This window comes from Arthrobacter sp. TJ-58 (assembly GCF_058269295.1).
The window spans coordinates 1-26,538 of the sequence record NZ_JBZCNM010000003.1; the positions used below are offsets into that span (position 1 = coordinate 1).

Annotated in this window: 25 protein-coding genes and 1 rRNA gene; 15 read left to right on the forward strand and 11 right to left on the reverse strand. The window is 65.6% G+C overall.

Translation table 11 applies throughout. The features are described 5' to 3' along the window. Positions 1-115: ribosomal RNA gene (rrf, locus tag AC4D2W_RS10415) — 5S ribosomal RNA — on the forward strand; the annotation flags it as partial. Positions 116-160: 45 nt separating this feature from the next. Here the strand turns inward: rrf and AC4D2W_RS10420 are convergent. Both AC4D2W_RS10420 and AC4D2W_RS10425 read right to left on the reverse strand, forming a co-directional pair. Beyond that, a complete protein-coding gene (locus tag AC4D2W_RS10420; RefSeq protein WP_490926834.1) occupies positions 161-1,231 on the reverse strand; it encodes an acetylxylan esterase in 1,071 nt (356 codons plus the stop codon). Next, positions 1,218-2,291, reverse strand: coding sequence for a LacI family DNA-binding transcriptional regulator (locus AC4D2W_RS10425; RefSeq protein WP_490926835.1), 1,074 nt, complete (start codon positions 2,289-2,291; stop codon positions 1,218-1,220). Before AC4D2W_RS10425 ends, AC4D2W_RS10420 begins: the two co-directional genes overlap by 14 nt. A gap of 297 nt (positions 2,292-2,588) precedes the next feature. Here AC4D2W_RS10425 and AC4D2W_RS10430 point away from each other — a divergent pair, with 297 nt between their 5' ends. The 6 genes from AC4D2W_RS10430 to AC4D2W_RS10455 all read left to right on the forward strand — a co-directional run bounded on the left by AC4D2W_RS10430 (position 2,589) and on the right by AC4D2W_RS10455 (position 11,406). Further along, positions 2,589-4,949 (forward strand): beta-glucosidase, encoded by a 2,361-nt coding sequence (locus AC4D2W_RS10430; protein WP_490926836.1) that lies wholly within the window; start codon positions 2,589-2,591, stop codon positions 4,947-4,949. Continuing rightward, positions 4,946-5,980, forward strand: a complete 1,035-nt coding sequence (locus AC4D2W_RS10435; protein WP_490926837.1) for an ABC transporter permease — start codon at positions 4,946-4,948, stop codon at positions 5,978-5,980. The genes AC4D2W_RS10430 and AC4D2W_RS10435 overlap by 4 nt, the downstream gene beginning before the upstream one ends. 23 nt (positions 5,981-6,003) lie before the next feature. Beyond that, positions 6,004-6,900, forward strand: a complete 897-nt coding sequence (locus tag AC4D2W_RS10440; RefSeq protein WP_490926838.1) for a carbohydrate ABC transporter permease — start codon at positions 6,004-6,006, stop codon at positions 6,898-6,900. A 66-nt stretch (positions 6,901-6,966) separates the two neighbouring features. Then, entirely contained in the window at positions 6,967-8,592 is a 1,626-nt protein-coding gene (locus tag AC4D2W_RS10445; RefSeq protein ID WP_490926839.1) for an ABC transporter substrate-binding protein, read from the forward strand. 82 nt (positions 8,593-8,674) lie between these two features. After that, on the forward strand, positions 8,675-9,364 hold the full coding sequence (locus AC4D2W_RS10450) for a YesL family protein (RefSeq protein ID WP_490926840.1): 690 nt from the start codon (positions 8,675-8,677) through the stop codon (positions 9,362-9,364). Further along, positions 9,361-11,406, forward strand: coding sequence for a beta-galactosidase (locus AC4D2W_RS10455; RefSeq protein ID WP_490926841.1), 2,046 nt, complete (start codon positions 9,361-9,363; stop codon positions 11,404-11,406). Before AC4D2W_RS10450 ends, AC4D2W_RS10455 begins: the two co-directional genes overlap by 4 nt. On the opposite strand, the gene AC4D2W_RS10460 is transcribed toward AC4D2W_RS10455, so the two are convergent. From AC4D2W_RS10460 to AC4D2W_RS10470, 3 genes are read right to left on the reverse strand one after another with little or no spacing between them, the layout of a single operon-like run. Continuing rightward, on the reverse strand, positions 11,403-12,638 hold the full coding sequence (locus AC4D2W_RS10460) for an N-acetylglucosamine-6-phosphate deacetylase (RefSeq protein WP_490926842.1): 1,236 nt from the start codon (positions 12,636-12,638) through the stop codon (positions 11,403-11,405). The two genes, AC4D2W_RS10455 and AC4D2W_RS10460, sit on opposite strands and share 4 nt — an antisense overlap. Next, positions 12,635-13,354, reverse strand: a complete 720-nt coding sequence (locus AC4D2W_RS10465) for a glucosamine-6-phosphate deaminase (RefSeq protein WP_490926843.1) — start codon at positions 13,352-13,354, stop codon at positions 12,635-12,637. The genes AC4D2W_RS10460 and AC4D2W_RS10465 overlap by 4 nt, the downstream gene beginning before the upstream one ends. A 20-nt stretch (positions 13,355-13,374) precedes the next feature. Continuing rightward, positions 13,375-14,097 (reverse strand): FadR/GntR family transcriptional regulator, encoded by a 723-nt coding sequence (locus tag AC4D2W_RS10470; RefSeq protein WP_490927423.1) that lies wholly within the window; start codon positions 14,095-14,097, stop codon positions 13,375-13,377. A gap of 238 nt (positions 14,098-14,335) precedes the next feature. Here AC4D2W_RS10470 and AC4D2W_RS10475 point away from each other — a divergent pair, with 238 nt between their 5' ends. From AC4D2W_RS10475 to tatA, 8 genes are all read left to right on the forward strand, one after another. Then, the gene (locus tag AC4D2W_RS10475) at positions 14,336-15,940 is read left to right on the forward strand and encodes an ABC transporter substrate-binding protein (protein WP_490926844.1); all 1,605 of its coding nucleotides are present in this window, start codon (positions 14,336-14,338) and stop codon (positions 15,938-15,940) included. Positions 15,941-16,024: 84 nt separating this feature from the next. Further along, the gene (locus AC4D2W_RS10480) at positions 16,025-16,984 is read left to right on the forward strand and encodes an ABC transporter permease (protein WP_400927640.1); all 960 of its coding nucleotides are present in this window, start codon (positions 16,025-16,027) and stop codon (positions 16,982-16,984) included. Between the two features lie 3 nt (positions 16,985-16,987). Continuing rightward, the gene (locus tag AC4D2W_RS10485) at positions 16,988-19,117 is read left to right on the forward strand and encodes a dipeptide/oligopeptide/nickel ABC transporter permease/ATP-binding protein (RefSeq protein ID WP_490926845.1); all 2,130 of its coding nucleotides are present in this window, start codon (positions 16,988-16,990) and stop codon (positions 19,115-19,117) included. Next, positions 19,114-19,929, forward strand: coding sequence for an ATP-binding cassette domain-containing protein (locus AC4D2W_RS10490; protein ID WP_400927634.1), 816 nt, complete (start codon positions 19,114-19,116; stop codon positions 19,927-19,929). The genes AC4D2W_RS10485 and AC4D2W_RS10490 overlap by 4 nt, the downstream gene beginning before the upstream one ends. A gap of 68 nt (positions 19,930-19,997) precedes the next feature. Next, positions 19,998-20,930: a dihydrodipicolinate synthase family protein gene (locus AC4D2W_RS10495; protein WP_490926846.1), complete on the forward strand. Its 933-nt coding sequence runs from the start codon at positions 19,998-20,000 to the stop codon at positions 20,928-20,930. A gap of 2 nt (positions 20,931-20,932) precedes the next feature. After that, positions 20,933-21,907, forward strand: coding sequence for an ROK family protein (locus tag AC4D2W_RS10500; RefSeq protein ID WP_490926847.1), 975 nt, complete (start codon positions 20,933-20,935; stop codon positions 21,905-21,907). A gap of 19 nt (positions 21,908-21,926) precedes the next feature. Next, entirely contained in the window at positions 21,927-22,604 is a 678-nt protein-coding gene (locus tag AC4D2W_RS10505; RefSeq protein ID WP_490926848.1) for an N-acetylmannosamine-6-phosphate 2-epimerase, read from the forward strand. Positions 22,605-22,655: 51 nt separating this feature from the next. Further along, positions 22,656-22,940, forward strand: a complete 285-nt coding sequence (gene tatA / locus AC4D2W_RS10510) for a Sec-independent protein translocase subunit TatA (protein ID WP_490926849.1) — start codon at positions 22,656-22,658, stop codon at positions 22,938-22,940. Here the strand turns inward: tatA and AC4D2W_RS10515 are convergent. From AC4D2W_RS10515 to AC4D2W_RS10540, 6 genes are all read right to left on the reverse strand, one after another. After that, entirely contained in the window at positions 22,913-24,517 is a 1,605-nt protein-coding gene (locus tag AC4D2W_RS10515; RefSeq protein WP_490926850.1) for an SLC13 family permease, read from the reverse strand. The genes tatA and AC4D2W_RS10515 overlap by 28 nt on opposite strands. Before the next feature lie 69 nt (positions 24,518-24,586). Further along, positions 24,587-25,006, reverse strand: coding sequence for a VOC family protein (locus AC4D2W_RS10520; RefSeq protein ID WP_490926851.1), 420 nt, complete (start codon positions 25,004-25,006; stop codon positions 24,587-24,589). A gap of 14 nt (positions 25,007-25,020) precedes the next feature. After that, positions 25,021-25,236, reverse strand: a complete 216-nt coding sequence (locus AC4D2W_RS10525; protein ID WP_490926852.1) for an SRPBCC family protein — start codon at positions 25,234-25,236, stop codon at positions 25,021-25,023. Positions 25,237-25,246: 10 nt separating this feature from the next. After that, positions 25,247-25,510: an SRPBCC domain-containing protein gene (locus AC4D2W_RS10530; RefSeq protein ID WP_490926853.1), complete on the reverse strand. Its 264-nt coding sequence runs from the start codon at positions 25,508-25,510 to the stop codon at positions 25,247-25,249. Beyond that, positions 25,510-26,016 carry an SRPBCC family protein gene (locus AC4D2W_RS10535; RefSeq protein ID WP_490926854.1) on the reverse strand — a complete coding sequence of 169 codons (507 nt, stop codon included), beginning with the start codon at positions 26,014-26,016 and terminating at the stop codon, positions 25,510-25,512. Before AC4D2W_RS10535 ends, AC4D2W_RS10530 begins: the two co-directional genes overlap by 1 nt. Beyond that, complete coding sequence (locus AC4D2W_RS10540) at positions 26,013-26,378, reverse strand: ArsR/SmtB family transcription factor (RefSeq protein WP_490926855.1); 366 nt, start codon at positions 26,376-26,378, stop codon at positions 26,013-26,015. The genes AC4D2W_RS10535 and AC4D2W_RS10540 overlap by 4 nt, the downstream gene beginning before the upstream one ends. Between the last annotated feature and the right edge of the window lie 160 nt (positions 26,379-26,538).

Here is a 26,538-nt window from a genome sequence, read left to right on the forward strand (position 1 = left end):
CGGCGGTCATAGCGTGGGGGAAACGCCCGGTCCCATTCCGAACCCGGAAGCTAAGACCCACAGCGCCGATGGTACTGCATCCGGGAGGGTGTGGGAGAGTAGGTCACCGCCGGACAATATTTGAGAGTAGGGCCCCGCATTGATGCGGGGCCCTGCTTGTTTAACCGGTTACTGTCCCGGCACCGACGCCCGACTCCTCGCCGTGGATGACCTGCGCAGCGGAAAGCCCAAGGGTCTTAAGCCACTCCAGCTGCCGGCGGGTATTCACGGCGTCGCCGCCCTCATGATGGTTGAACGGATAGACCTCCATCCGGCGCTCGGCAGTTATATCCCTGGCGGGACCAATATCACTGGCAGAGCCGTACGCGTTATAGGCAGCAAACACGGTGGACGGGGGACATACGGTATCGCGGAGACCGGTGGCAAAGTGCACCGGAGCCAGCGCACGGCGTGAAAACGCCACACCGTCCACGTAGGAAAGGGTGCGCATCACCGCGGCTTCGGCCTCCCGGTACACGGACAGATACTGCACAAGCTCGTCCCACGGCGCGGCCTCGGTGATGCGCAGGGCGCGTTCGGGGTGGCAGAGGAACGGAGCGCTCGTCAGGCAGGCTGCGACATCGGGTACAAGTCCGGCTGCGGCGAGCGAGAGCAGTCCGCCCTGGCTGTTGCCGGCCACAATGACAGCGCCAGCATGGGTTCCGGGCAGTGCGCGTGCCGCGTCCACCGCCCGTGCGGCATCTGTAATGAGGCGACGGTAGTAGTGCTGGTCGTGATCAAGGATGCCCCGGGTCACTACTCCGGGAGCCGACGGCGGCACCGGCCAGGGGTCAGGGGTGTCACCGCCGGATCCGTACTGGCCGCCCTGTCCTCGGCTGTCCACGAGGAGGTGCGCATACCCGGCCGACACCCACAGCAGCCGCTCGTGGGGAAGGCCTCTTCCGCGCCCGTAACCGAGGTACTCCACGACCACCGGCAGCCGGGTTTCTGCCGCCACGCCCGCCGGCCGCGAGAACCAGGCGGCCACCGGATCCCCGTGGAAACCGGCAAACCTCACATCCCGGCAGTCCACCCCGGCGAGCCCGTTGTCATAGTCCTGAACTGAGACGAGCACCGGGTGCCGGCGGGAGGCAGCCAGCGTTGCGTCCCACCGCTCGTCGAAATCCTCGGGTTCTCCCTCATCGGAGCGGTAGTGGCGGAGTTGCTCAAGGGGTAGGTCAAAGTGCGCCATGTGGTTCTCCTGGATAGCTGTCCGGGACCTGACTCGTGCTCCCGCGGACAACGAGTTCGGTTGCGAGCTCAATGCTCCGGGGTTTCGGATCAGTGCCGCGGGCGATGCCCAGGACCATGCTGGCGGCGGCATCGGCCATGGCCAGCAGGGGCTGGTTCACCGTGGTGAGGGGCGGATCCACCCACGCGGCAAGCGGCAGATCGTCGTAACCCACCACGGACAGTTGCCCGGGCACATCGATGCCCTGTTCCCGGGCTGCCCGCAGCACACCCAGTGCCTGCATATCCGAGCCGGCGAAAATGGCGGTGGGGCGGTCCGGACGGGCGAGGAGCTCTCGCCCGTGTTCATAGCCGCCGACGACGGTGAAGTTGCCCCAGCGGACCGGGTCCTCCATGGGAACAACGCCTGCTTCGGAGTGGGCTGCGCGGTAGCCGTCCACCCGGGCGCGCGAGCAGAGGACGTCTTCGGGTCCGGATACCACGGCGATCCTGCGGTGGCCCAGTGAGAGCAGGTGCCTGGTGGCGGAGAGACCGCCGTACCAGTTGTTCGAGCCGACGGCGGGTGCCCCAAGTTTGGTTTCGCCGTCGGTGTCCAGCACCACATACGGGATGGACCGTGTTTCCAGCTGCCGCTTTTGATCAGCCGTAAGAGTGGAAAGCACCAGGATGATGCCCTGCGGGCGGCGGGCAATAACCTCACGCACCCACCGCTGGTCCGGAGTATGCCGCCCGCCAAGGTCCGACAGAACCACCCCAAGCCCGTACCTCCGTGCTGCCTGCTCCACGCCGCGGATGATCTCAATTGACCAGGCGGAATCAAGCTCATGGAAGACCAGCTCGATGAGCCGGGCCGAACCGCTGCCCGCCTGCCGGGGGCTGCGTTGATAGTTGTGCTCCTGGAGAGCCTTTTCAATTTTGAGCCGGGTGGCCGGCGCCACGTCTGACCTGCCGTTGAGCACCTTTGAGACTGACGGAACGGAGACTCCGATTGAGGCAGCGATCGCTGAGATGGTCATGCTGCGGGATCCGGTGCTGCTCACGGCCGGGGGGTCGATGGACATGAAATTCCTTGTTGGTATTTCGAAACTCGTTGGATCACCGTAGCACCTGATTTAACGCGCAGAGCATCGTTTTTTGGCTGGAATTACCCGTCCCTTAGAGCCAATACAGGAACGTCTCAGAGAATCTCTTGACACCCGGTTGGAAACAGCTAGTGTTCAGGCAAGCTTTTCGTAAGAGTTTTCGAAACATTTGTAGGTTTTACCGTTCTTGAACGTACTACGCCGATGTGGTGCACGAGCGATCTCCGTCGTCTTCGGGCCAACAACTGGCAACCGATTGATCGACAAAGGAGTTCCATGCCGCGCACCGCCGATCCGGGGACAGCCGAGTTGTGGCGTGATGAATCCGCCTCGCCGGCAGCCCGTGCCGCTGATCTTGTCTCCCGGATGACGCTTGAAGAAAAGGCAGCCCAGCTGGTGGGTGTGTGGGTGGGCGCCGATGCTTCCGGCGGCGGCGTTGCCCCGCTGCAGGAGGACATGGCCGCTAATCCCATCGACTGGGAAGCGGTCACCGCCAACGGGCTCGGCCAGCTCACCCGGCCTTTCGGCACGGCTCCGGTGGAGCCTGCCGCTGCTGCCCGGTCTCTCGCAGTCTCGCAGGAGCACATTGTGGCCCGGAGCCGGTTCGGCATCCCGGCCCTGGTCCATGAAGAGTGCCTCGCCGGCTTTGCCGCGTGGCGCGCCACCGCCTATCCGGTTCCCCTGGCATGGGGCGCCACCTTCGACCCTGCACTCATCGAACGCATGGCCAACACCATCGGCCGGTCGATGCGGGCCGCCGGAATCCACCAGGGCCTGGCTCCGGTCCTTGATGTGGCGCGCGACTACCGCTGGGGCCGCACGGAAGAAACCATTTCCGAGGATCCCCACCTCGTCTCCGCCGTCGGCGCTGCCTACGTTCGGGGGCTGGAAGGTTCGGGCATCATCTCGACCCTGAAACACTTTGCCGGCTACTCGGCCAGCCGCGCCGGGCGCAACCTCGCGCCGGTTTCGATGGGCTCCAGGGAGCTTGCCGACGTTATCCTTCCTCCGTTCGAGGCCGCACTCCGGCTGGGCGGCGCCCGTTCGGTGATGCACTCTTACACAGAGATCGACGGCGTACCCTCCGCTGCTGACAGGCACCTTCTGACCGGGGTCCTCCGCGAGCGTCTTGGCTTCGAGGGCACCGTGGTGGCGGACTACTTTGGCATCCGATTCCTTGAGCGGCTGCACCGCGTGGCCGGGGACGGGACCGCTGCGGCCGGGCTGGCACTGAGCGCGGGAGTCGACGTCGAACTTCCCACCGTTGACACCTTCGGTGCCCCGCTGCTGGAGGGCGTAGCGGACGGCCGCATCGACGAGGCCCTGGTCGACCGGGCAGTCCTGCGGGTCCTCACACAGAAAATCTCGATCGGCCTGCTCAACGAGGACTGGTCCGCGCTGCCGGCCGACGTCGATTCGCTGGCACTGGACAGCGGGGATGGACAGGACCTGGCGGAGCAGATAGCGCGGGAATCGCTCGTCCTGCTCGCCAACCCCGACCGGACGCTGCCGCTGAGGTCCGGAACGAAGGTTGCCCTGGTTGGCCCGCTGGCCCATGATCCGATGGCGATGCTGGGCTGCTATTCCTTCCCCGTGCACGTGGGCGGCAAGCATCCGGAGGTTGCCCTCGGCATCGACCTTCCCACGGTGTTTGAAGAGATGAGCATCAGCTTCCCGGACATCACCCATGTGCAGGGCTGCACTGTTGACGGTCCCGACGGCGCCGGCATCCCCGGTGCGGTGGCAGCAGCCCAAGAGGCCGAGGTGTGCGTGGTGGTCCTCGGTGACCGGGCGGGTCTCTTTGGCCGCGGTACCTCCGGCGAAGGCTGCGACGCGAGTGACCTGAAACTGCCCGGGCTGCAGGCGGAACTGCTCACGGCACTCCTGGATACGGGAACGCCCGTCGTCGTGGTGCTCCTGGCCGGACGCCCCTATGCGCTGGGTGACTCCGCTTCCCGGGCCGCCGCCGTCGTCCAGGGTTTCTTCCCCGGCCAGCGCGGCGCCCGCGCCGTCACCGACCTGCTGGCCGGTGCGTTCTCGCCGTCCGGACGCCTGCCGGTCAGCATTCCCCGGGAACCGGGTTCACAGCCGGGCACCTACCTGACAGCGCCCCTGGGAGCAAAGTCCGGAGTCTCCGACCTTGACCCCTCGCCGGCCTTCGCCTTTGGCCACGGAATCGGCTATTCCAGTTTCGAATGGACCGGTGCCCGCGAGCTTTACGGCCGCACCAGCTGGGAGACCAACGGCGACATCACCGTTGAGCTGACCGTCACGAACACGGGGGCCATGCGTGCGGCGGACGTAGTCCAGCTGTACCTGCATGATCCCGTTGCCCAGGTTACCCGCCCGGTCCAGCGGCTCCTCGGGTTCGCCCGCGTTGAGCTGGATCCGGGCGAATCGGCCCGCGTAGCGATTACAGCGTCCGCCGACCTCACCGCGTTTACGGGCATCGCGGGCTCCCTGATCGTCGAACCGGGGGCGGTTGAGCTGCGGATGGCCCGCTCAAGCACTGACATCTCCGCTGTGATCGGGCTCCAGCTCGTGGGTGCTCTTCGCGAGGTGGGTGCAGACAGGGAGCTGACCAGCATCAGCACCGTCACTGCCGTATCCCGGCCGGAACTCGAAGGAGCGCTATGAGCCTAAACCAAACCGGGGTCTCGACCACGGGCGCCGGTGCAACGGGGCCGGAAGCTGCGGCCGCCGTCGGACTCGCAACGGAGATTTCGCCGCCGCCCAAACGCAGGCTGTTTCAGCCCAAGCCCGGCCAGATGTCCTGGCGCAAGACCCTGCGCCGCGACTGGCAGCTCTATGTGCTCGTGATCGTGCCGCTGCTGTTCTTCGCCGTCTTCCGGTACATCCCGATGCTCGGCAACGTGATTGCGTTCCGCCGGTTCCGGCCGGGCGGCAATATTTTCGGTGAAGACTGGGTCGGTCTGCGCTACGTCGAGATGTTCCTGAACGACCCGACGTTCTGGGCGGTGTTCGCCAACACCTTCGCCATCGGCGGGCTCACCCTGCTCTTCTGCTTTCCGCTGCCCATCATCCTCGCGCTGCTGCTCAATGAGGTGCGGTCACGGTATTTCAAGCGGTTCGTACAGACGATCTCCTACCTCCCGCACTTCCTGTCGATCGTCATCATCGCCGGAATGCTCATGCAGCTGCTCTCGCTGGAGGGCACGGTCAACCAGATTGTCCGTGCCGTCGGCGGGGACGCCGTTCCCTTCCTGCAGGCGCCCGAATGGTTCCGCACCATCTATGTCTCCTCGGAGGTGTGGCAGACGGTTGGCTGGGGCACCATCCTGTACCTCGCCGCCCTGACCGGCGTCGACACCGAGCTCTACGAAGCCGCGCGCATCGACGGAGCCAACCGCTGGCAGCAGACCTGGCACGTGACCCTGCCGGGTATCCGGCCCACGATGGTCACCCTGCTGGTCCTGAACATCGGCACGTTCCTCTCGGTCGGGTTCGAGAAGATCCTGCTCCTGTACAACCCGCTTACTTATCCGACCGCAGACGTGATCTCCACCTACCTCTACCGGGTGGGGCTCGAGGCCAACAACTTCAGCTATGCCGCGGCCATTGGCATGTTTGAGGCGATCATCGGTCTCACCCTCATCCTTTCCGCCAACGCCATTTCCCGCCGCACAGTAGGGACGAGCCTGTGGTAACCACCGCCCAAGCACCCACCAGATTGAAAAAGCAGGAGCCGGCGCCCCGCCGGATCCGCACCAGCCGCGGCGAGAAGACCTTCCAGGTCATCAACACGATCGTGCTGCTCGGCGTTGTCGCCGTGACGCTGTACCCGTTCGTGAATATCCTGGCGCAGTCCTTCAGCGGCGAGTCTGAAATCCGGTCCGGCCAGGTGAACCTGTTCCCCAAGGGCTTCAACACCACGACCTACCACCTGGTGATGAATGACTCGATGTTTTGGACGAACTACAAGAACACCGTGGTCTACACCCTCGTTGCCACGGCCATCGCCATGGTGCTGACCACCTGCTACGCCTATGTGTTGTCCAAGAAACGGCTGCGCGGACGCAAGTTCTTCATTGGCATCGCCGTTTTCACCATGTTCTTCAACGGCGGACTCATTCCCAACTACGTGCTGATTTCCAGTCTGGGCATGACGAATTCCATCTGGGCCATTGTGCTGCCCAATGCCATCTCGGTTTTCAACCTGCTGGTGATGAAATCGTTCTTCGAGAACCTGCCGGAGGAACTCGAGGAAGCCGCCCAAATTGACGGCCTGTCCACCTTCGGCATTTTGTTCCGCATTGTCCTGCCGCTGTCCAAAGCGGTTATGGCCACCATGGTGCTGTTCTACGCCGTCGCTTTCTGGAACTCCTGGTTCCAGGCCTTCCTGTACATGGACCGTGCGGAACTGTTTCCCGTCACCGTCTACCTTCGAAACCTCATCGCCGGAGCGTCCACTGCGGCATCTTCGGCGGGAGGCGCGGACCTGGCCCAGGTCGCGTCCAACATCCAGTCGGTCACCATGGTGCTCACCGTGCTGCCCATCCTCTGCGTCTACCCCTTTGTCCAGCGCTATTTCGTCTCGGGAGTCATGCTCGGTTCCGTCAAAGGCTGACGGGCCGGTCCGGGGTTCCTGTTCTCCATCACTCCACGCCGGATAGTCGGCACAGAAAGGAAAAGCATGTTGTCTCTACCCAAGAAGGTCCTGGCCGCCGGGGCGCTCGTCGCCCTCGTGGCCGGTCTGACGTCCTGTTCTTCGGACAGTGAGTCCGAAGCCGCTGAACTGTCCGGCAAAGATGTCGGAGCGATGGCGGATTTCAAGGCCGGCGACCAGTTCAAGGCCACTGAAGCACTGGACTTCTCCATCCTGTTCAGCGACCACCCCAACTATCCGCTCAAGGACGACTGGCTGTTCTGGTCGGAGCTGACCAACCGCACCAACGTCACCCTGGAGCCCACGGTGGTGCCGATGAGCGATTATGCCCAGAAACGCAGCCTGATCGTGGGCGCCGGTGACGCACCCCTGATCATTCCCAAGACGTATCCGGGCCAGGAGGAGGCTTTCGTCTCCTCCGGGGCGATCCTTCCCGTCTCCAAATACCTCGACCTGATGCCGAACCTCTCGGAAAAGATCGAAAAGTGGGAGCTCGAACCGGACTTCGAGGGCCTGCGCCAAGCTGACGGCGAGTTCTACGTGCTGCCCGGAGTCCATGAAGACGTCTGGCAGGACTACACCGTGGCGTTCCGCACGGACGTCCTGGAAGACCTCGGGCTTGAAGCCCCGAAGGACTGGGACGAGTTCCGCGATGTCCTGGTTGCCATCAAAGCCGAATACCCGGACTCCTACCCGCTGTCAGACCGGTTCCAGGGCGACAACCTCCTTGGCCTCATCGCGATGACCTACGGTGTTTCGGCCGGCTGGGGCTGGGACGCAGCAACCTGGAACGAAGACGAGGAGAAATTCGAGTTCACCGGAGCTACCGACGAATACCGCGACTTTGTCGAGTTTGTCGCCGGCCTCGTCAAAGACGGGCTGCTCGACCCCGAGAGCTTTACCCAGGACGATGACTCCGCCATCCAGAAGTTTGTGAGCGGCAAGTCCTTTGCCATCAGCACCAACGCGCAAAGCATCGTCAACGACTACCGGCAGCCGCTCGCCGACACCGTACCGGGCGCCACGGTTGCCAAGATCCCGCTGCCGGCCGGCCCTGAAGGCAACGTGATCTCGGGAGGCAGCCGCATCGAGAACGGCATCATGATCAACGCAGATGCGGCTGAAAGCGAGAACTTCACCGCCATGATGCAGTTCATCGACTGGCTCTGGTATTCGGACGAAGGGGCCGAGTTCGCCAAATGGGGTGTTGAAGGCACCACTTTCAACAAGGACGCAGACGGTAAGCGCACCCTTGCCGCCGACGTCGACTACGTCGCGCTGAACCCGGGTGCACCCAAGCACCTGCAAAAGGACTTCGGGTTCGGCGGCGGCGTCTTTGCCTACGGCGGCGCAACCGAACTGCTCGAGTCGACCTTCTCGGAGGAGGAACTCACTTTCCAGGACGCCATGAAGCAGAAGGACGTGCTGCCGCTGGCTCCGCCGTATCCGCTGGAAGAAGCTGAGCGCGAGCAGGCCACGCTGATGGTGACGCCGCTTTCCGATACGGCAAAGCAGTCAACACTCCAGTTCATCCTCGGCAACCGCGACCTTTCCGAATGGGACGCGTACGTCAAGGAACTCGAAGGCAAGGGCATGGGCACGTACATGGACCTGGTCAACGAGGCCTACCAGCGCTACGCCGACAGCAAGTAACAGCCAGTAACAGCCAGTAACAGCCAGCACCGGGGCCCGGATCGGGCCCCGGTGCTCCGGCATTTTCGTACGAGGAGCAGGAATGACCGCATCGACAGACACCATGACGTCCGGCACGCTCGGACGGATGACTGCCGCGGTCTATCGGGTCCTCGTCCTGGAAATCCTCTTTGTCGCGGCGTCCTCACCCGGGATTATCCTCCTCCTGACGCTGTCCCCGGATCCCTCCAACGCACCCCTGATTGCGTTGAGCCTCCTGCCGGTTGGGCCCGCGTTCTCCGCCATGATCTTCGCGTGGCGGGTCAGCCCCGCCGAAGAACATCTTGCACCCGCGCAGTCCTTCCGGCGCGGCTACCGGCTCAACGCTCTGGGCACGCTCCGGTGGTGGTGGCTGCTGCTGGTCATCGTCGGCATCCTGGGTATAAATGTCGCGTTCCTTGACGCCGTGGTCCTGCCCGGGCTTCCGCTGATTCTTGCCGGCGCAGCCCAGGCAGCCGTCTTCCTGCTCACCGCCGTCACCGCGCTGCACGCACTGGTGATCGGCTCGCTGTACAACTTCCGGACCCGTGACATCCTTCGGCTGGCACTTCGGCTGATCCGTTCCTCGCCGCGGGCCACTGTTGGTGCCGCCGCCATCGTGATCACCGGTGCCGGCGTCGTCGCCGTCGGCTCCGAAATTGCCCTGTTTGCACTCGGCTCCATCATGGCCGCGCTGGTGCTGCAAAACGCCCACACCCTGACCATCGACATCGAGGAGAAGTACATCGCGTGACGGCTCCCCGCCCCGCCCGGCCCCATCAGAACAAAGTGCTTTACGGCGGTGACTACAACCCGGAGCAGTGGCCGCGCGAGGTGTGGGAGCTGGACCATGCGGCCTTCGACCTGGCCGGAATCGACACGGTGACCCTTGGCGTCTTCGACTGGGCGCTGATTTCGAAAAGCGAAGACGACTACGACTTCGAGCTGCTGGATGACGTCGTCGCGCGGGTCGCCGAGTCGGGCCGTACATTCGTCATGGCCACCGCAACGGGAGCACTCCCGCCCTGGTTGGCGCATGCGTATCCCGAGGTCAACCGTACGGACTTCGAGGGGCGCCGGCACGTCTACGGCCAGCGGCACAACGCCTGCCCCAACTCCCCGGTGTTCCGCAGGCTCTCTGCCCGTCTGGCCGGAAAGATCGCCGAACGCTACGCCGGGCATCCGGGTTTGGTGGCCTGGCACATCGGCAACGAATACGGCGGTGCCTGCTACTGCGAGAACTGCGCCGCGGCCTTCCGGGTGTGGCTCCGGGAACGGTACCGGACCCTGGAGCGGCTCAACCAGGCGTGGAACGTAGTCTTTTGGTCGCACACCTTCACGGACTGGGCCGAGATTGTGCCGCCCAACGCCCTCAGCGAGCACTGGCGCGGGCCCAACCACACGGCGTTTCAGGGGATCACCCTCGATTACCTGCGGTTCACCTCGGATGCCATGCTGCAGAACTTCGTGGATGAGAAGGCTGCGATCCGCGAGCACGATGCGTCCACCCCGGCAACCACCAATTTCATGGGCATGTACCGCCCCATCGACTACCACCGCTGGGCCCGGCACCTCGACTTCGCGTCGTGGGACAACTATCCGCCCACTGACCGGTCTGAAGCTCGAATGGCGCTGACCCACGACCTGATGCGCGGGCTCAAGGACGGGGATCCGTTCTGGGTCATGGAGCAGACGCCCACCATCACGGCCAGCCGCGACATTAACCCGGTCAAACGCCCGGGCGTCCTGCGGCTATGGTCCTGGCAGTCCGTGGCGCACGGCGCGGATGCCGTCCTGTACTTCCAGATGCGCCAGTCGCGCGGGGCCTGCGAAAAGTATCACGGAGCGGTCCTGGACCATTCCGGCCGCACGGATACCCGGGCCTTCCGGGAAGTTGCGGAGCTCGGCGCGGACTTCGCACGTGTAGGAAAAGCTGTCCTGGGGGCGCGCACCCCCGCCCGAGTGGCGCTGCTGTTTGATTGGGACAGCTGGTGGGCTGCGGAAATTACGGACGGCCTGAACCGTACGGTGACCTACCTCCAGGTTGTGCAGGGCTACCACCGCGCGCTCTGGGAAGCCGGCGTCCAGCTCGACGTCGTGCCCGTGGACGCAGCACTGAACGATTACGACGTCGTCGTTGCGCCCCTCCTGCACCTGGTCAAGGGGAATCTGGCGGAGCGCCTGGATGCCGTGGTGCACAGAGGCGGATCGATTGTCTCAACCTTCCTCTCCGGCAGGGTGGATGAAGACACCAACGCATTTCCCGGCGACGTGCCGGGGCCGTTCGCCTCCCTGTTCGGCGTGCGGGTGGAGGAAACCGATTCACTGCCTGCCGACGCCGTGAACCGGATTGCGCTGACCGGTGCCGGTTTGAGCGGATCGGCGGATTCCCGCAGCGTATTCGAGATCCTTGTTCCGGAAGGTGCGGAGGTGGCGGGCACCTACGGCGATGACTTCTACGCCGGAAGGCCGGCCGTGACCCGGCGGTCCGCCACCTCCGGTGGTTCAGCCTGGTACGTGGGCACGCTGTTGGACCAGGACGGCATTTCCGTGATCCTCCGCGCCGTCATTGCCGAGCACGGTCTCCTGGGACCGTACGCCGATGAACCGGAACTGGAATTCGCAGTGCGCACGGGGGAGGCAGGCCGCATCTCGTTCCTGCTGAATCATGCGGATACCCCGGTGACCGTTGCAGCGCACGCCGCGGGCACCGATCTGCTCACCGGCGCCGTGTTCACTGCCGGGGCCCCGCTGACTCTCGCGCCGAAGGACGTGGTGGTGCTTCGGGAGGACTAGGGGAGCTGTTGCGCAGCCGTCATCCAGGCGCCGCGGCGCAGGACCCCGTTCAGGGTTAGGTCCCGATCCAGGACCAGGACATCCGCCTGGGCTCCGGCGGACAAAGTTCCCACCTGTCCGGACATTCCCAGCACCCGGGCCGGAACTTCGGTGGCGGAATGCAGGGCATCCTCCACCGGAACGCCTGCTGCAACAGCATTGCGTACCAGGTCCAGCATGCTGGCCGTACCGCCGGCAATTGCTCCGGACTCCAGCCGGGCCACCCCGTTGCGGACCTCAACATTGGCCGGTCCCAGCCGGTACTGCCCGTCCGAGAGACCCGCAGCAGCCATGGCGTCTGTGACCAGGGCGATGTTGTCCGCGCCGAGCAGCTCGAACATGGACGCCACCAGATAGGGATCCAGGTGCGTGTTGTCCGCGATGAGTTCGACGACGGCGGCACCGGCCCGGGCTGCCCGCAGTGCTGCGGTGACGGCCCCGGGGGAGCGGTGGTGGATGGGGTCCATGCCGTTAAACAGGTGCGTAACCGTTGGAACCCGGCCCGCCAGACCGGCGGCGGCCCGCGCGAGGGAAGCGGCGGCGTCGTCCGCGGCAGCGGCCGTGTGCCCCATGGACGGGACCACGGAATGCGCGGCCAGCAGGTCCACGAGGTCATCGGCGCCGGGCAGCTCCGGCGCGTAGGTCATGGTGCGCAGGTGTCCGCGGCCGGCCGTGATGAGCGCTGCAGCGAAGCCGGGATCCGGTGCCAGCAGCCAGCGCGGATCCTGGGCGCCGCAGCGGGAAGCGGACAGGAAGGGCCCCTCCAGATGGATGCCGGCAATGTCACCGGTTGCAGCCAGCCCGGCGAACACCTCCATCCCCGCGAGCAGATCGGCAGGAGCAGCAGTGACCAGGCTGGCCAGCAGCGTGGTGGTGCCGGCAGCATGCATCCGGTGCACAGCTTTCCGGGCGGAGGCAGCATCAGCGGAGGGAAAATCCGTTCCGTATCCACCGTGGGTGTGCACGTCCACCAGGCCGGGGACGGCGATCTGTCCGGGGGCAAGATCCAGTAAAGCTACGCCGTCGACGTCGATTCCCCGGTCCGCGAGCACCCGGGCCAGCCCGGCCTGCGGCCCTGCGTAGATAATCTCGCTTCCGGCAACCGCGACGGCGCTGTCCGCAGCCAGCCGCGAGTCCAGCAGTGCCGTGCCCCTCAGAACCGTCACCGGCTGGGGGAGACTGCCCGGCATCATTGCTTGAGCCCGGCGGCGGCAGCCTCGTCCAGGACTACGGTGACACGGCCGTGCAGCTGCAGCGCCGAGGCCGGGCAGTCCGGGGTGACGGGACCCTGCAGGGCGCGGGCGACGATGTCAGCCTTGCCGGCGCCGTGCGCAATGAGGAGCAGATGGCGCGCCTCAAGAATTGTTCCGATGCCCTGGGTCAGGCAGAGCGTGGGTACCTCGTCCGGGGAATCGAAGAACCGGGCATTGGCGCTGCGGGTGCGCTCCGTCAGGGTTTCCACCCGCGTCCGCGAATCGAAGGGGGCGCCGGGTTCGTTGAAGGCCAGATGGCCGTTGTGGCCGATGCCCAGAATCTGCAGGTCGACACCGCCGGCAGACTGGATGGCCTGTTCGTAGTCTTTGGCCGAGGCGTCGAGGTCCGGCCCCGACACCTCGGGGACGTGGACGGCGTCGGGCCGCAGCCCGAGCCGACGGGTGACCTCATCGTCAATGACTGCCGCGTAGCTGCGCGGATCCCCGGGCGGAAGACCCACGTACTCGTCCAGTGCGAAGCCGCTGACGCGGGAGAAATCCGCGTCGGAGTCTGCCAGCGCATCATAAAGCGGCAGCGGCGAAGAACCGGTGGCAAAACCCAGGACAGCGTCCGGCCGGGCGCGCACGCATTCGCGCACGGCGTCGGCGGCAGCTGCTCCGGCTTCTTCCGGGCTTTTGAGGATGAGGAGTTCCATGGGTCCTTTCCCGTGGTTGTTCATCGCTTGACCAGCGTCGCAATGGCTTCGCGGATGCCGTCAAAATGGCTGTTGAGGCGGTCGGAAGCCAGCGCTTTGTCTCCGCTGCGGACGGCTTCGTAGATCTCCCGGTGCCGCAGGGCGGTGGAGTGAAGATTGGCGGCTTTCATGCCGGCGGCAGCATGTATCTGGCTGTACACGTCCCAGAACACGGACATGAGGTGGGTCAGCAGCTCATTGTCCAGTGGTGCAAAAAGCTGACGGTGGAATTCCGAGTCCACTCCTGCCAGCGGGAGGCCCGCATCCGCCAGGGCCTCCATCTCCCGCACAGTGTCTGAAATGCGGGCCAAATGTTCCTCGGTCATCAGGCTCATGGCCTGGCCGATCAGGCCGGACTCGAGGGTTTGCCGGACATCCACCAGCTCCAGCGCTTCCTTGCCCTGCTGCCGCAGGGAAAGCCGGCCCCGGAAGGTCAGCCCCGTGGTCAGCGCATCCAAGTTGGTTGGTGCCACAAACATGCCGTAGCCGTGCCGGATCTCCACCACGCCCAGGGCCTGCAGGACCTTCAGCGATTCCCGCAGGGTATTTCGTCCGACACCCAGCGTGCTGCAGAGCTCAGCTTCGGTGGGCAGCGGGCTTCCGGCTTCAAGGTTGCTTTCCAAAATCAGGTCCATGATGTCCTTCTGCAGGGCAGCAAGGCGTGCCTGGGCGCTGAACCGCGGCGCGCGGCCGGAAGCAGCCACTGCGGGGGAGTCGCGGGACAGCGGGGCGGGGTCGTTCGCCAAAATCGAAACTCCTTCGGAAACGGGTGGTGCCGGGGATTCGGTGCGCAGGCAGGCAGCCCGCCGTCCTGCGCCGTGGAACCGAGGAGTCACAGTGTGACGTGCTTGACCCGGTTGTGTGATTCAGCTTACAGTCTACTCAACCCGCATGGGATGTCCTACGTCCGATGTCCGCTCCCACCCCGATTGGTGAGACACCATGAGCAAAACCACTGAAAGCACCGGATTCCTCCGGAACGCCAGCCGCCGCGACTTCCTCCGTATTGCCGGGGTCCTGGGCACTGCGTCCGCCTTTGCCGGCTCGCTGGCCGCCTGCAGCCCCGGAGGCTCCACAGCAGCCACCGGCGGCGGCAAAGCAGCAGCCGACTCCATCGAGGCGGGGATCTCCTACTCCCTGTCCACGGGATTCGATCCGATGACCGCTACCGGTGCAACCCCGGTGGCCGCCAACCTCCACATCTTCGAAGGCCTGACCGAGCTGCACCCGGCCACCCGCGAGCCGTACCTGGCGCTGGCGGCCGCAGAGCCCGAGAAAGTCGACGAGACCACCTACCGCGTGACGCTCCGCGAAGGAGCCACGTTCCACAACGGCGAACCCGTCACTGCCGACGACGTCGTCTACTCCTTTGAGCGGGTCCTCGACCCGGCCAACAAGTCCCTCTTTGCCGGCTTTGTTCCCTTCATCGCCTCCGTCACCGCCGACGGCGACGCAGTGGAGTTCAAGCTGAAGTACCCCTTCGCCGAATTCGGCCCCCGCATCTCCGTGGTCAAGATTGTTCCCAAGGCACTGGCCTCGAACCAGGCCGCGTTTGACCTGGCGCCGGTGGGCAGCGGCCCGTATAAGTTTGTGTCCGCGGTCAAGGAAGACCGGATTGTCTTCAAGAAGTTCGAGGAATACAACGGCTCCTACCCGGCCAAGGTCACGGACATGACCTGGCTGCTGCTGGCAGACCCCGCAGCACGCGTGGCCGCGGTCCCGTCCCGCGTTCAGGCGATCGAAGACATTCCCTACCTGGATGTTGACCAGCTGAAGGCCAAGCTCGACGTCGACTCCGTGCAGTCCTTCGGCCTGCTGTTCCTGATGTTCAACTGCGCGTCGGAGAAGTTCGCCGACAAGCGGGTGCGGCAGGCACTGCACTACGCCACGAACACCGAGGACATCATCTCCAAGGCGCTGCTGGGCAACGCGGCGGCGGCCACCTCCTACTTCCAGAAGGGCCACCCGTCCTATACGGAAGCCTCCACGGTTTACGGCTATGACCCGGAGAAGGCCAAGGCGCTGCTGAAGGAAGCCGGGATGGAGAACATGACCATCACGCTGACCTCCACCGACGCCGGCTGGGTCACCCGCGTGACTCCGCTGATCAAGGAGAACTGGGACGCCATCGGCATCACCACCACCTTGGAGCCCCTGCAGTCCGCCGCCGTCTATGCACCGGAAAAGGTGGGCGGCCAGAACTTCGACGTCCTGGTGGCCCCGGGCGATCCCTCCGTTTTCGGCAACGACGGCGACCTGCTCCTGAGCTGGTTCTACCGCGGCGACACCTGGGCGAAGAACCGCATGGCCTGGTCCGGAACCCCGGAATTCGCCGATGTCCAGGCAAAGCTGGACAAGGCAGTGCAGCTGGACCCGGCCGAAGCGAAGAAGGTGCACGCCGCCGTCGTCGACATTGTTGCCGAAGAAGCGCCGCTGTACCCGCTGTTCCACCGCCAGCTGCCCACCGCCTGGGACAGCGCCACCCTCGACGGCTTTGCGCCGCTGCCAACAACCGGCCTCTCCTTCGTAGGGGTCGGCCGGAAGTAACACCCCGCACTGCCGGCACGGGGACATCCCCCCAACGAATCCCGCGCCGGTGGTGCGGCCCGCACCACTTGGAGAAACAAAAACATGGCTACACTATTGCGACTGCTTGGCCGCAGGCTGGCAGCCCTGCCGTTCATGCTGCTGGGCGTGACCATCATGGTCTTCATCGTCCTGTCCGTGATCCCGGCAGACCGCGCCACCGCCGTCCTGGGTGAAAACGCCAGCGAAGAGGCCAAAGACGCCTTCCGTGAAGCCCGCGGCCTGAACGATTCACTGCTCATCCAGTTCCTGCGCTACCTCGGCGGCGTTATCCGGCTGGACTTCGGCTACACCAACCCGCCCGAAGAATCGGTGGCTTCCAAAATTGCCACCGCCTTTCCGGTGACCCTGCAACTGACCCTGCTGGGCATCCTGCTCGCCGTTGTCCTGTCACTGGTCCTGGGCGTGACGAGCGCCCTGTACCGGGACCGCTGGCCGGACCAGCTCATCCGCGTCTTCTCCATCGCGGCCATTGCCACCCCGTCCTTCTGGCTGGCCATCCTGCTTATCCAGTGGCTGGCCCTGCCCGCCGGCTCCATTTTCCCCACCGGCGGAATGGCCTGGGCCGAACAGTACGGCTTTGTGGGCTGGATGTACTCCATGGCCCTGCCCGCCCTGGCCCTGGGCATCCCGGTGTCCGCGTCGCTGATCCGCGTGGTGCGCACCTCCATGGTCGAAGAACTGGACCGTGACTACGTGCGCACGGCCATCGGCAACGGCGTTCCCTACCGCACCGTCGTGGCCAAGAACGTGCTGCGCAACGCCTTGGTCACTCCGGTGACCGTGCTGGGCCTGCGGGTGGGCTACCTGCTGGGCGGCGCCGTCGTGATTGAAAAGATCTTCAGCCTCAACGGCATGGGGGACCTGATCATCGTGGGCCTGAACACCTCGGACACCAACCTGGTCCAGGGCGCCGTGCTGACCATCGCCGTCGCCTTCGTGGTCGTCAACATCCTGGTGGATGTCCTCTACGTACTCATCAATCCCCGGATCCGGACGGTATAAAGCATGCGCAACGGACTCGCTGAACGGCTCGCCAACTCAGGCGCCCGCTTCAAATCCCTGAACTTCAGCTCCAAACTGGCCCTGGCCTTCCTGATCATCGTGGCCTTCATTGCCATTGCCGGCCCGTCGCTGGCGCCCTTCGGGGAAAATGAATCCAGCGCCCCGGTGCTGGCTCCGGGCGGCGACCACCTGATGGGAACCGACGGCTCCAGCTACGACGTCTTCTCCCGCCTGCTCTACGGCGCCCGCGTCTCGGCCGCCATCGGCCTGGGGTCGGTGGCCGTGGCCGTGATCCTGGGATCCATCCTCGGCGCACTGGCTGCGACCTCACGCAAGTGGGTCAATGAAGGCATCATGCGCGTCCTGGACATCATGATGGCCTTCCCCGGCATCGCCCTGGCCGCTGCCCTGCTCTTTGCCCTCAAGGAATACTCGCTCACCCTCTTCGGCTCCACCGTGCCGGTGATCATCTTTGCCATCGCCATTGTCTACACCCCGCAGCTAGCCCGCGTGGTCCGCGCCAATGTGCTCGCCCAGTACGGCGAAGACTACGTCCGCGCTGAACGGGTGATCGGCGCCGGCCGGCTGTTCATCCTGACCAAGCACGTCATCCGCAACACCGCAGCTCCCGTGCTGGTGTTCGCCACGGTCATGGTCGCCGACGCGATCATCCTTGAAGCATCCCTGTCCTTCCTCGGCGCCGGCGTCCAGCCGCCGTCGGCCTCCTGGGGCAACGTGATGGCGGACGGGCGCAACGTGGTCTTCAGCGGTGCCTGGTGGCCGACGACGTTTGGCGGCATCAGCATCCTGCTCACCGTCCTGGCGCTGAACATCCTGGCCGAAGGGCTCACCGACGCAATGGTGAATCCGCGGATGCGCCGTGCCGCTCCCGTCAAGGAAGCCACGGTCAAGCTGGCAGCCGCCACCGCCGTGCCGTCGGCTCCGCCGGCCGCGGACGCCGTCGTCGATCCGGAGACAGTGCCCGCCGATCCCCAACGCCCCGCCGACCCCGCAGCCGCCCGGATCAACCTGCCCGGCTCCCTGGCCGCACTGGCCGAGGAACTGCAGCTGCTGGCGGCAGTGGAAGCGCAGCGCACCGACCGGCTGCCCGCTGTGTCCGCCGACGCACCGGTGATCCTTGAGGTTCGGGACCTGTCCATCCGGTTCCCCGGCCGTTACGGAGACACCGCCATTGTGGACCGGGTCAGCTTCACCGTCCGCGAAGGCGAAACCATGGGCCTGGTGGGAGAGTCCGGCTGCGGAAAATCGATCACCTCGCTGGCCATCATGGGCCTGCTGCCGCCCACCGCGGTGCTCAGCGGTTCCATCACCTTCCAGGGCAAGGAACTGCTCACCAACGATCCGCGGGAACGGGACCGCCTTTACCGCGGCCTGCGCGGCGAGCAGATCGCCATGGTCTATCAGGACGCACTGAGCTCGCTCAACCCGTCCATGCTGATCAAGGACCAGCTCCTGCAGCTGACCCGCCGCAACGGCCGCAAAACACCGCGCGAACTGCTGGAAATGGTGAAGCTGGATCCGGACCGGACGCTCAAGAGCTACCCGCACGAGCTCTCCGGCGGACAGCGCCAGCGCGTCCTGGTGGCCATGGCGCTCTCCCGCTCGCCGAAGATCATTGTGGCGGACGAACCCACCACCGCCCTGGACGTCACCGTTCAGAAACAGGTGGTGGACCTGCTCAACGAACTGCGCGAGGAGCTGGGCTTTGCCATGGTGTTCGTCAGCCATGACCTCGCCCTGGTTGCCTCGCTGGCACACCGGATCACTGTCATGTACGCCGGACAGGTGGTGGAATCCGCCGGAGCCTCCGAACTCATGCGGAACCCGCAGCATGAGTACACCCGGGGCCTGCTCGGCGCCGTACTCTCCATCGAATCCGACGCCGACCGGCTCCACCAGATCCAGGGCACCGTTCCGTCGCCGCGCGAATTTGCCGCCGGCGACCGGTTTGCCGAACGGTCGCTGCGCCCGGACGCCGATCCGGACCAGATCCTGTCCTTTGTCCGCGTGGGCGAGGGCGACCATTTCTGGGCCAGCCACCTGGCCGACAGCCACAACGACGACGGCGCCGCCCTGGCCGCCGCCGGCACCAGCGCCGAAGGACAGTCATGAGCACCGAAACGACTATGGGGAACGTGCCGGTCCTGGAGCTGAAGGGCCTTAAGGTCCATCACCGCAGCCGCACCGGTTCCATCTTCCGGCCCAACATCGTCAAGGCCGTGGACGGCGTGGACTTCACGGTCCGCCGCGGCGAAACCGTGGGGGTGGTGGGGGAGTCCGGCTGCGGCAAGTCCACCCTGGCATCAGTGCTGGTGGGGCTGCAGGAACCCACCGCGGGGCAGGTGCTGTTCCACGGCAAGCCGGTCAGCATCCGCCGCGCCGCGGACCGCAAGCACTTTGGCCAGGACGTCGCCGTCGTCTTCCAGGACCCATCCACCGCGCTGAACCCGCGGATGACCATCCAGGACATCCTCACCGATCCGCTGCAGGTCCACGGCATCGGCGATGCTCGCTCCCGGGCGGCCAAGGTCAAGGATCTGCTGGCGCTGGTGGGACTGCCGTATTCCGCCGCGGAAGTCACGCCGCACCAGGTCTCCGGCGGACAGCGCCAGCGCGTGGCCATTGCCCGGGCGCTGGCCCTGGATCCGGCGGTCATCGTGGCCGACGAACCCACCTCCGCCCTGGACGTGTCCGTCCGGGCGCAGGTGCTGAACCTGCTCGCCGACCTGAAGCGCGAGCTGAACCTGGGCATGGTCTTCATCTCGCATGACATCCAGACCGTCCGCTACGTTTCCGACCGGATCTGCGTCATGTACTACGGGCGGATCGTCGAGGAAGGGCCGGCAGAACAGGTCTTCACCCATCCCGAAGACGAGTACACCCGCAAGCTCCTGGGCGCCGCGCCCAGCCTGCTGCATCCCTGATTTTCATCCTGTTCCACCGCACTGATCTGTTGTACCGCACCAACCATTACCAGCACTTGGAGATATCTGTGGCCTCTCAGCCCAACCACCAGTTCCACGGCGTCATCCCGCCCGTCGTCACTCCCCGCAGCGCGGACGGCAGCATTGACACCCACTCCCTGACCCGGGTCACCAAGCACCTGCTGGAAGGCGGCGTCCACGGACTGTTCGTCCTGGGCTCCTCCGGCGAGGTCCCGTACCTGACCAACAGCGAGCGCGACCTGGTGCTCACCACCATCGCGGGGGTCAACGCCGGGCAGGTTCCCCTGATCGTGGGCGCCAGCGAGCAGAGCACCAGCCGCGTCATCGAAGAAGGCCGGAGGATGATCGGTCTTGGAGCCGACGCTCTGGTGGTCACCTCCCAGTTCTACGCACTGTCCGATGCACTGGAAACCGACACCCACTTCCGCGGCATCCACGCCGCCCTTGACGTGCCGATCTTCGCCTACGACGTTCCGGTCCGCACCAACTACAAGCTGCCCCTGAACCTGCTGATCCAGCTGGGCCTGGACCAGGTCATTGCCGGCGTCAAGGACTCCTCCGGCGATGACGTCTCCTTCCGCCAGCTCTGCCTGGCCGCCCGCAGCATTGACAACTTCTCGGTCTTCACGGGCCACGAGGTCGTGGTGGACGGAGCCCTGCTGGGCGGCGCCGACGGCGTGGTGCCCGGGCTTGGCAACGTGGATCCGGCCGGTTACCGCCGCATGTACGACGCCGCTTCCAGCGGGGACTTTGCCACCGCCGCGAGCGAACAGGACCGCCTCGCTGACGTCTTCAACATCGTTTACGCACCCACACCGGGCCGCGTCTCCGGCGGTGCGGCCGGCCTCGGCGCCTTCAAGACTGCACTGATGCTGATGGGCGTCATTGACACCAACATCATGTCCGCGCCCATGGTGTCCCTGAACGAGCCCGAAACGGCCGCCATCGCCACCATCCTTGAGCGCAACGGCCTGATCTAGGGATGCAGCCGGTTCAACACTGCGTCATCGGGGTGGACATCGGCGGCACCAAAACCGCCGCCGGAATTGTGGATGCCGCCGGCATGCTGCACGCATCCGGGTCCCGGCCCACCCCGGCAACCGCCGGCCCGGCAGCGATCCTGGCCACCGCCGTCGGGCTGGTGGAATCCCTGCTGGCGCAGGCCCGGACCGCCGGACTGCTGCCGGTGGCCGTGGGCATCGGCTCCGCCGGGGTGATTGACGCGCGGAACGGATCGGTGGTGTCAGCCACCGATTCCCTCACCGGCTGGGCCGGCACCCCGCTGGCCGCACACCTGAGCCGGGAGGCCGGGCTGCCCGCCTATGCCGTCAACGACGTGCACGCCCACAACCTGGGCGAGCACTGGCAGGGTGCTTCCGCCGGCGCGCCGTCCACTCTGCTGGTGGCCGTGGGCACCGGCGTCGGAGGTTCCCTGATCCTGGACGGCGCCGCGCACACGGGGGAGCGCGCAGTGGCCGGGCACGTGGGGCATCTCGCCTCTCCCTACGCCTACGACGACGCCGGCCGCGCGCTGCCGTGCAGCTGCGGGCGCGCCGGGCATCTGGAAGCCATCGCCTCCGGCCCGTCCATCAGCAATCTGTATCGGCGGCTGGGCGGGGACGGTGCTGCCGCAACGGCCCGGGAAATTTCGATGCGTGCCGCCGCCGGAGAGCCGGTGGCCCTGCGCGCCCTGACCCTTGGGGCTGAAGCTGCCGGACAGGCAGTGGGCGGACTGGCCAACGTGCTGGATCCGGCCATCGTGGTGATCGGCGGCGGCGTGTCCGCAGCCGGGAAACAGTGGTGGAACCCGTTCCTCACCGCGCTGCGTGCCGAGCTGATGGATCCGCTGGCCGGCCTGCCCGTGGTGCCGGCTGTCCTGGGCGCCGACGCCGCAGTGGTGGGCGCCGCCAAACTTGCCTTTGACCGCGTAAATGTTCCGGAGGAAACCCGTGTCTGAACCCCAAGCAACACGTCACATGAGCGTTGATCTCTCAGCCCTGGAATCGAAGCTGGTTGTCTCCTGCCAGGCCTATCCGGGCGAACCCCTGCGGGACCCCCGGACCATGGCCCAGATGGCGCAGGCTGCGGTGATCGGCGGTGCTGCCGCAGTGCGGATCCAGGGCATCTCGGATCTGGAACAGACCCGTGCCGCGGTGGACGTTCCGATGATCGGCCTGTGGAAGGACGGGGCGGACGGCGTCTTCATCACCCCCACCCTGAAGCATGCCCTGGCCTGTGTTGCTGCTGGCTCGGACATCGTGGCGATTGACGGCACCCGCCGGCCGCGCCCGGACGGGCTTACGCTCGCCGACACCATCTCTGCTCTACATGAGCAGACCGGGGCGCTGGTAATGGCTGACTGCGGCTCCGCCCTGGACGCCAAGGCCGCAGCCGATGCGGGAGCGGACCTGATCGGCACCACCCTGGCCGGCTACACGGGGGAGCGGCCGAAAACCGACGGACCGGACCTGGAACTGATCGCCGAGATCTCCGCACTGGACCTGGGCCGGCCGCTGATCGCCGAGGGCCGGATCCATACCCCGACGCAGGCCCGGGCATGCCTGGACGCCGGCGCGTTCGCCGTCGTCGTGGGTACCGCGATCACCCACCCGACCACCATCACCGGGTGGTTCGCGGGCGCACTCGACCATTGATCTGTTCCTCATTCACCCGAAGTTCAAAGCTGCGGCCGATAGGATGTGCCCATGAAAATTGAAGGTTGGCATTTTGTCATTGTGATCGCCCTCGCGCTGCTGCTTTTCGGCGCACCGCGGCTTCCCGGTCTGGCCCGCAGCGCCGGCCAGTCGCTGCGTATTTTCCGGTCGGAGGTACGGCAGATGAAGGACGAAAACCCGGCGCCTGCGCCTGAGGCTCCCGCCCCGGCGGCCTATGCCGCTCCGCCCGCACCGGCGGCCTATGCCGCTCCGCCTGCCCCGGCGGCCCCTGCCGCTCCGGATTCGGTTCAGAAGGGCCAAATCAGCGGCACGTAAAGCACCCCGGCCGCAAGGAAGATGAGGGCCAGGGGCAGGCCGAGGCGCCAGTAGTCGCCAAATCGGTATCCGCCCGGCTGCATCACCATGAGGTTCGCCGGTGTGGCAATAGGGGTGAGAAAAGCTGCGGCGCCCACTACGGTCAGCGCCATCATGAACGGCTGCACGCTGACGTCCAGTGACTGGGCAAAGGAAACTGCCACGGGCGCCATCACCAGCACCGTTGCCACGTTCGAGATGACCTGGCTGAGGATGAGGGTGAGCACGCAGATCACCAGGAGGGCGAAGCGGGGGGACCCTCCGCCGGTGAGCCGGTCAACAAATGAAGCAATCTGGTCAGCGGCCCCCGAGGAGACGAAAGCGTTGGAGAGCGGGATGAGTCCTGCGATCAGGACCACGGTGTCCCATGAGATTGCGCGGAAACCCTGGGGGACGCTGACCACCCGCAGGACCACCAGGGCACCAGCCGCGAGCAGTCCCACGATGGCCGGAGGAACAACGCCGCTTGCCAGTAGGACGATAGCGACGATGAGCACGGCAAGGCAGCGGCGCCAGCCCCGTCCGAGCGGTATGCTCCGCTGGAGGTTCCGGGTCGGCTCGACGGCGATCACGTCGGACGAGTCGGTGTAGCGGTGCAGGGCATCCCACGGACCGTGGATCAGCACGCCGTCGCCTGTGTGGAGGGTCAGCTCACCAGTTGGTGCGGGCACCCCGGGGCCGGTTGACGGGGTGCCGCCGCGGCGAAGTGCCACCACCACGAGGTCCCCGTCCCCGATGACCTCTCCGGGGAAAACGGTGCGCCCGATCAGCCTCGAGTGCGGTGCGACGATAACCTCGGACACCCCCTCACCGCCGGTGAACAGCCGCCCGGCGTCAAGGTCGGCCGCGTATCGTTCCTGCCAGGACCGCACCCGTTCGCGCGGGTCGGCCGTGTTTCCCGGAACCCGCTCGGGGATACGCTCAGGCAGGAGACGTCCGCCGAAGGCCACCACGAGGAGCGCGGTGAGGATGAAGAGCGGCAGTCCCACCAGCGCAAACTCAAAGTACCCGAACTCCCGCCCGCCTGATTCAGCAGCGACTTCGGAGACGATGATGTTCACCGGCGTTCCCGTCAGGGTCAGCAGGGAACCCGCGCCGGCCGCGAAGGCCAGCGGAATCAGCATGCGTGAGGGAACGACGCCGGACCGTCCCGCTGCAACGATGCCCACGGGCAGCAGCGCCGCCACGGCACCGTTGATGCTGATCACGGCAGAGAGCGCTGCCGCGGCAGCCATGATCGCCAGGAGAAGCCCGGCTCCGCGCAGTGTGGAGCGCCTCTCGAGCTGCTGTCCGATCCAGGCCGTAATGCCGGTGGCGTCCAGTGCGTCGCTGAGGACGAAAAGCGAGGCAATAAACAGGACAACGGGATCGCTGAAGCCCTGCAGAGCTTCGTCCAGGGGAAGCACCCCCGTGGCCCATAACGCCAGGGGGACGAACAGTGCGACGATGACGAGCGGAACCCGGTTTGTCATGAAGCCCAGCACGGCCAGCGCCAGCACCGCGTATGTTGCCCACATCGGATCCAGAGCCGCCTGCATGAAACCCAGTCAAGTGGGTTAAAGCCGGCATGTCGATGGATCAGCGTCCCCGGCGGCCTGACATGGGGGTCACAGCGTCCGGCTGCTGTGCGGAATCAGGGGGTGCTCGGCCCGCACCTTCATTTCCTGGACCGTCCAAGTGTTGCCGTCCGGGTCCGAGAACCAGAAGAAGGTGCCGCCGTCGCGCTCGTCGAAGACCGTAATTTCACCCGCCTCCACTCCGCGGCCGAGCAGTTCTTCGCGCGCAGCCCGGGCATCTGAGACCACGAGCTGCATCCCGTTCATCGATCCGGGTTCCATTGGCTGCGGAGACGGCAGGTTTCCGATCACGATGGAACACCCCGATCCCGGCGGCGTCAGCTGAGCAAAGTCCATGTCCCCGTTGACGGTGCGGTGATCCAGGGCGAATCCCGCCTGGTCCCGGTAGAACGCGATGGAGCGGTCCAGGCCGCTGACCGGGACCACCACCACTTCCAATGTCCAATCCATGATGCACCTGCTTTCTATGGTGTGGATCCGGCCCGGACGAGCAGCTCGTCCAGCTGGTTGTAGCCGTCGGACATGCCGGCTTCCATGCCGTTGGACAGGAATTCGTCGCGGGATTCCACCGAGGGGTACAGGGAGCGGCCGGTCAGCAGGCTCCGGCCGCCGGGCAGCGGCGTGAACGCCGTGTATTCAAGGGTCACCACTTCCGGAGTGCCCTCAAATTCGAAGGTCATCAGCACGAACTCATCCTGGCGCACCGTGTGGAATACCCCCCCGGAAGGCATACTCCTCGCCGTCGCCCCTGGAATGCACGAATCGATAGGCGCCGCCGGTGCGTGCCTCGAACTGATCGATGCGCGTTGCCACATCGAGCGGTCCGATCCACTGGGCAAAAATCTCCGGATCCATGTGGGCGCGGAAAACGTCATGGACCGGGAAATCGAACTCCCGCGAATACTCCATCAGGGGCTCACCCTCGGGGGTAGTCAGTGTCAGGGGATTGCTCATCACGCACCCCGTCCCTGCACTGCTCCCGGCTGAAGCTGGGCCAGCAGCTCGTCCATCCGGTCGAAGCCTTCGGCGACGCCGGCTTCCATGCCCGAGGCAGCCATGCCGTCCCGGGCCTCCATGGAGGGATAGACGGCATGCGCGCTGATCCGCGTGCGGTCGCCGTCGAGCGCTTCGAGCGTCATGAACTCCAGACTGGCCACATCCGGATACCCGGAGAACTCGAAGGTTTGAATGGCGGACTCGTTCTCGCGCACCGTGTGGAAGATGCCGCGGAATTCGTACGGCACTCCGTCCGGACCGGTGTGGATGTAGCTGTAGGAACCGCCGGTGCGGAAGTCGTAGTGGTTGATCTCCATTTTCATGCCGCGCGGGCCAAGCCACTGCAGGATCAGGTCCGGTTCGGCGTAGGCGCGGAAGACGGAGGCCACGGGATAGTCGACCTCGCGGGAGAAGTTGATGAACGGAAGTCCGTCCGGGACGTTGAGCTCCAGTGCATTGGTCATGATGGATCCTTTGACTGCCGGCCGCCTTTCGCAGCGGCCTGTGCATTGAGCACGGCATCAAGGCTGCGGAACTGCTCCTCGCGGATCAACCGGTACTGGTCAATCCAGGCGGTGAGTGCCTCCAACCGTGCGGGGTTCAGGTGGACGGGCCGGCGCTGGGCGTCACGGCTGCGCGTGACGAGCTGTGCCTGTTCGAGGACCTGAATGTGCTTCGAGACGGCCTGCTTGGAGATCTCGAAGGGTTCCGCCAGTTCGTTGACCGTTGCCGGGCCCCGGGACAGCCGGGCGATGATGCGGCGCCGTGCAGGATCAGCCAGGGCCAGGAAGGCCCGGTCCAGATCCGCATCCTCCGCAGTGTTCATGGCGTGGGTCAGCTTCTGTGTCTCTCTTCAGCGGTGTCACTGTTCAACGGTGTCTTTGTCCAACAGTGTCTTTGTATAGCGGTAATCAAGGTGCTGATTGTTCAACCTCTCGGTTGATTACGAAGCTACGCCTGCCGGGAAACACCGTCAACGGTTCGGG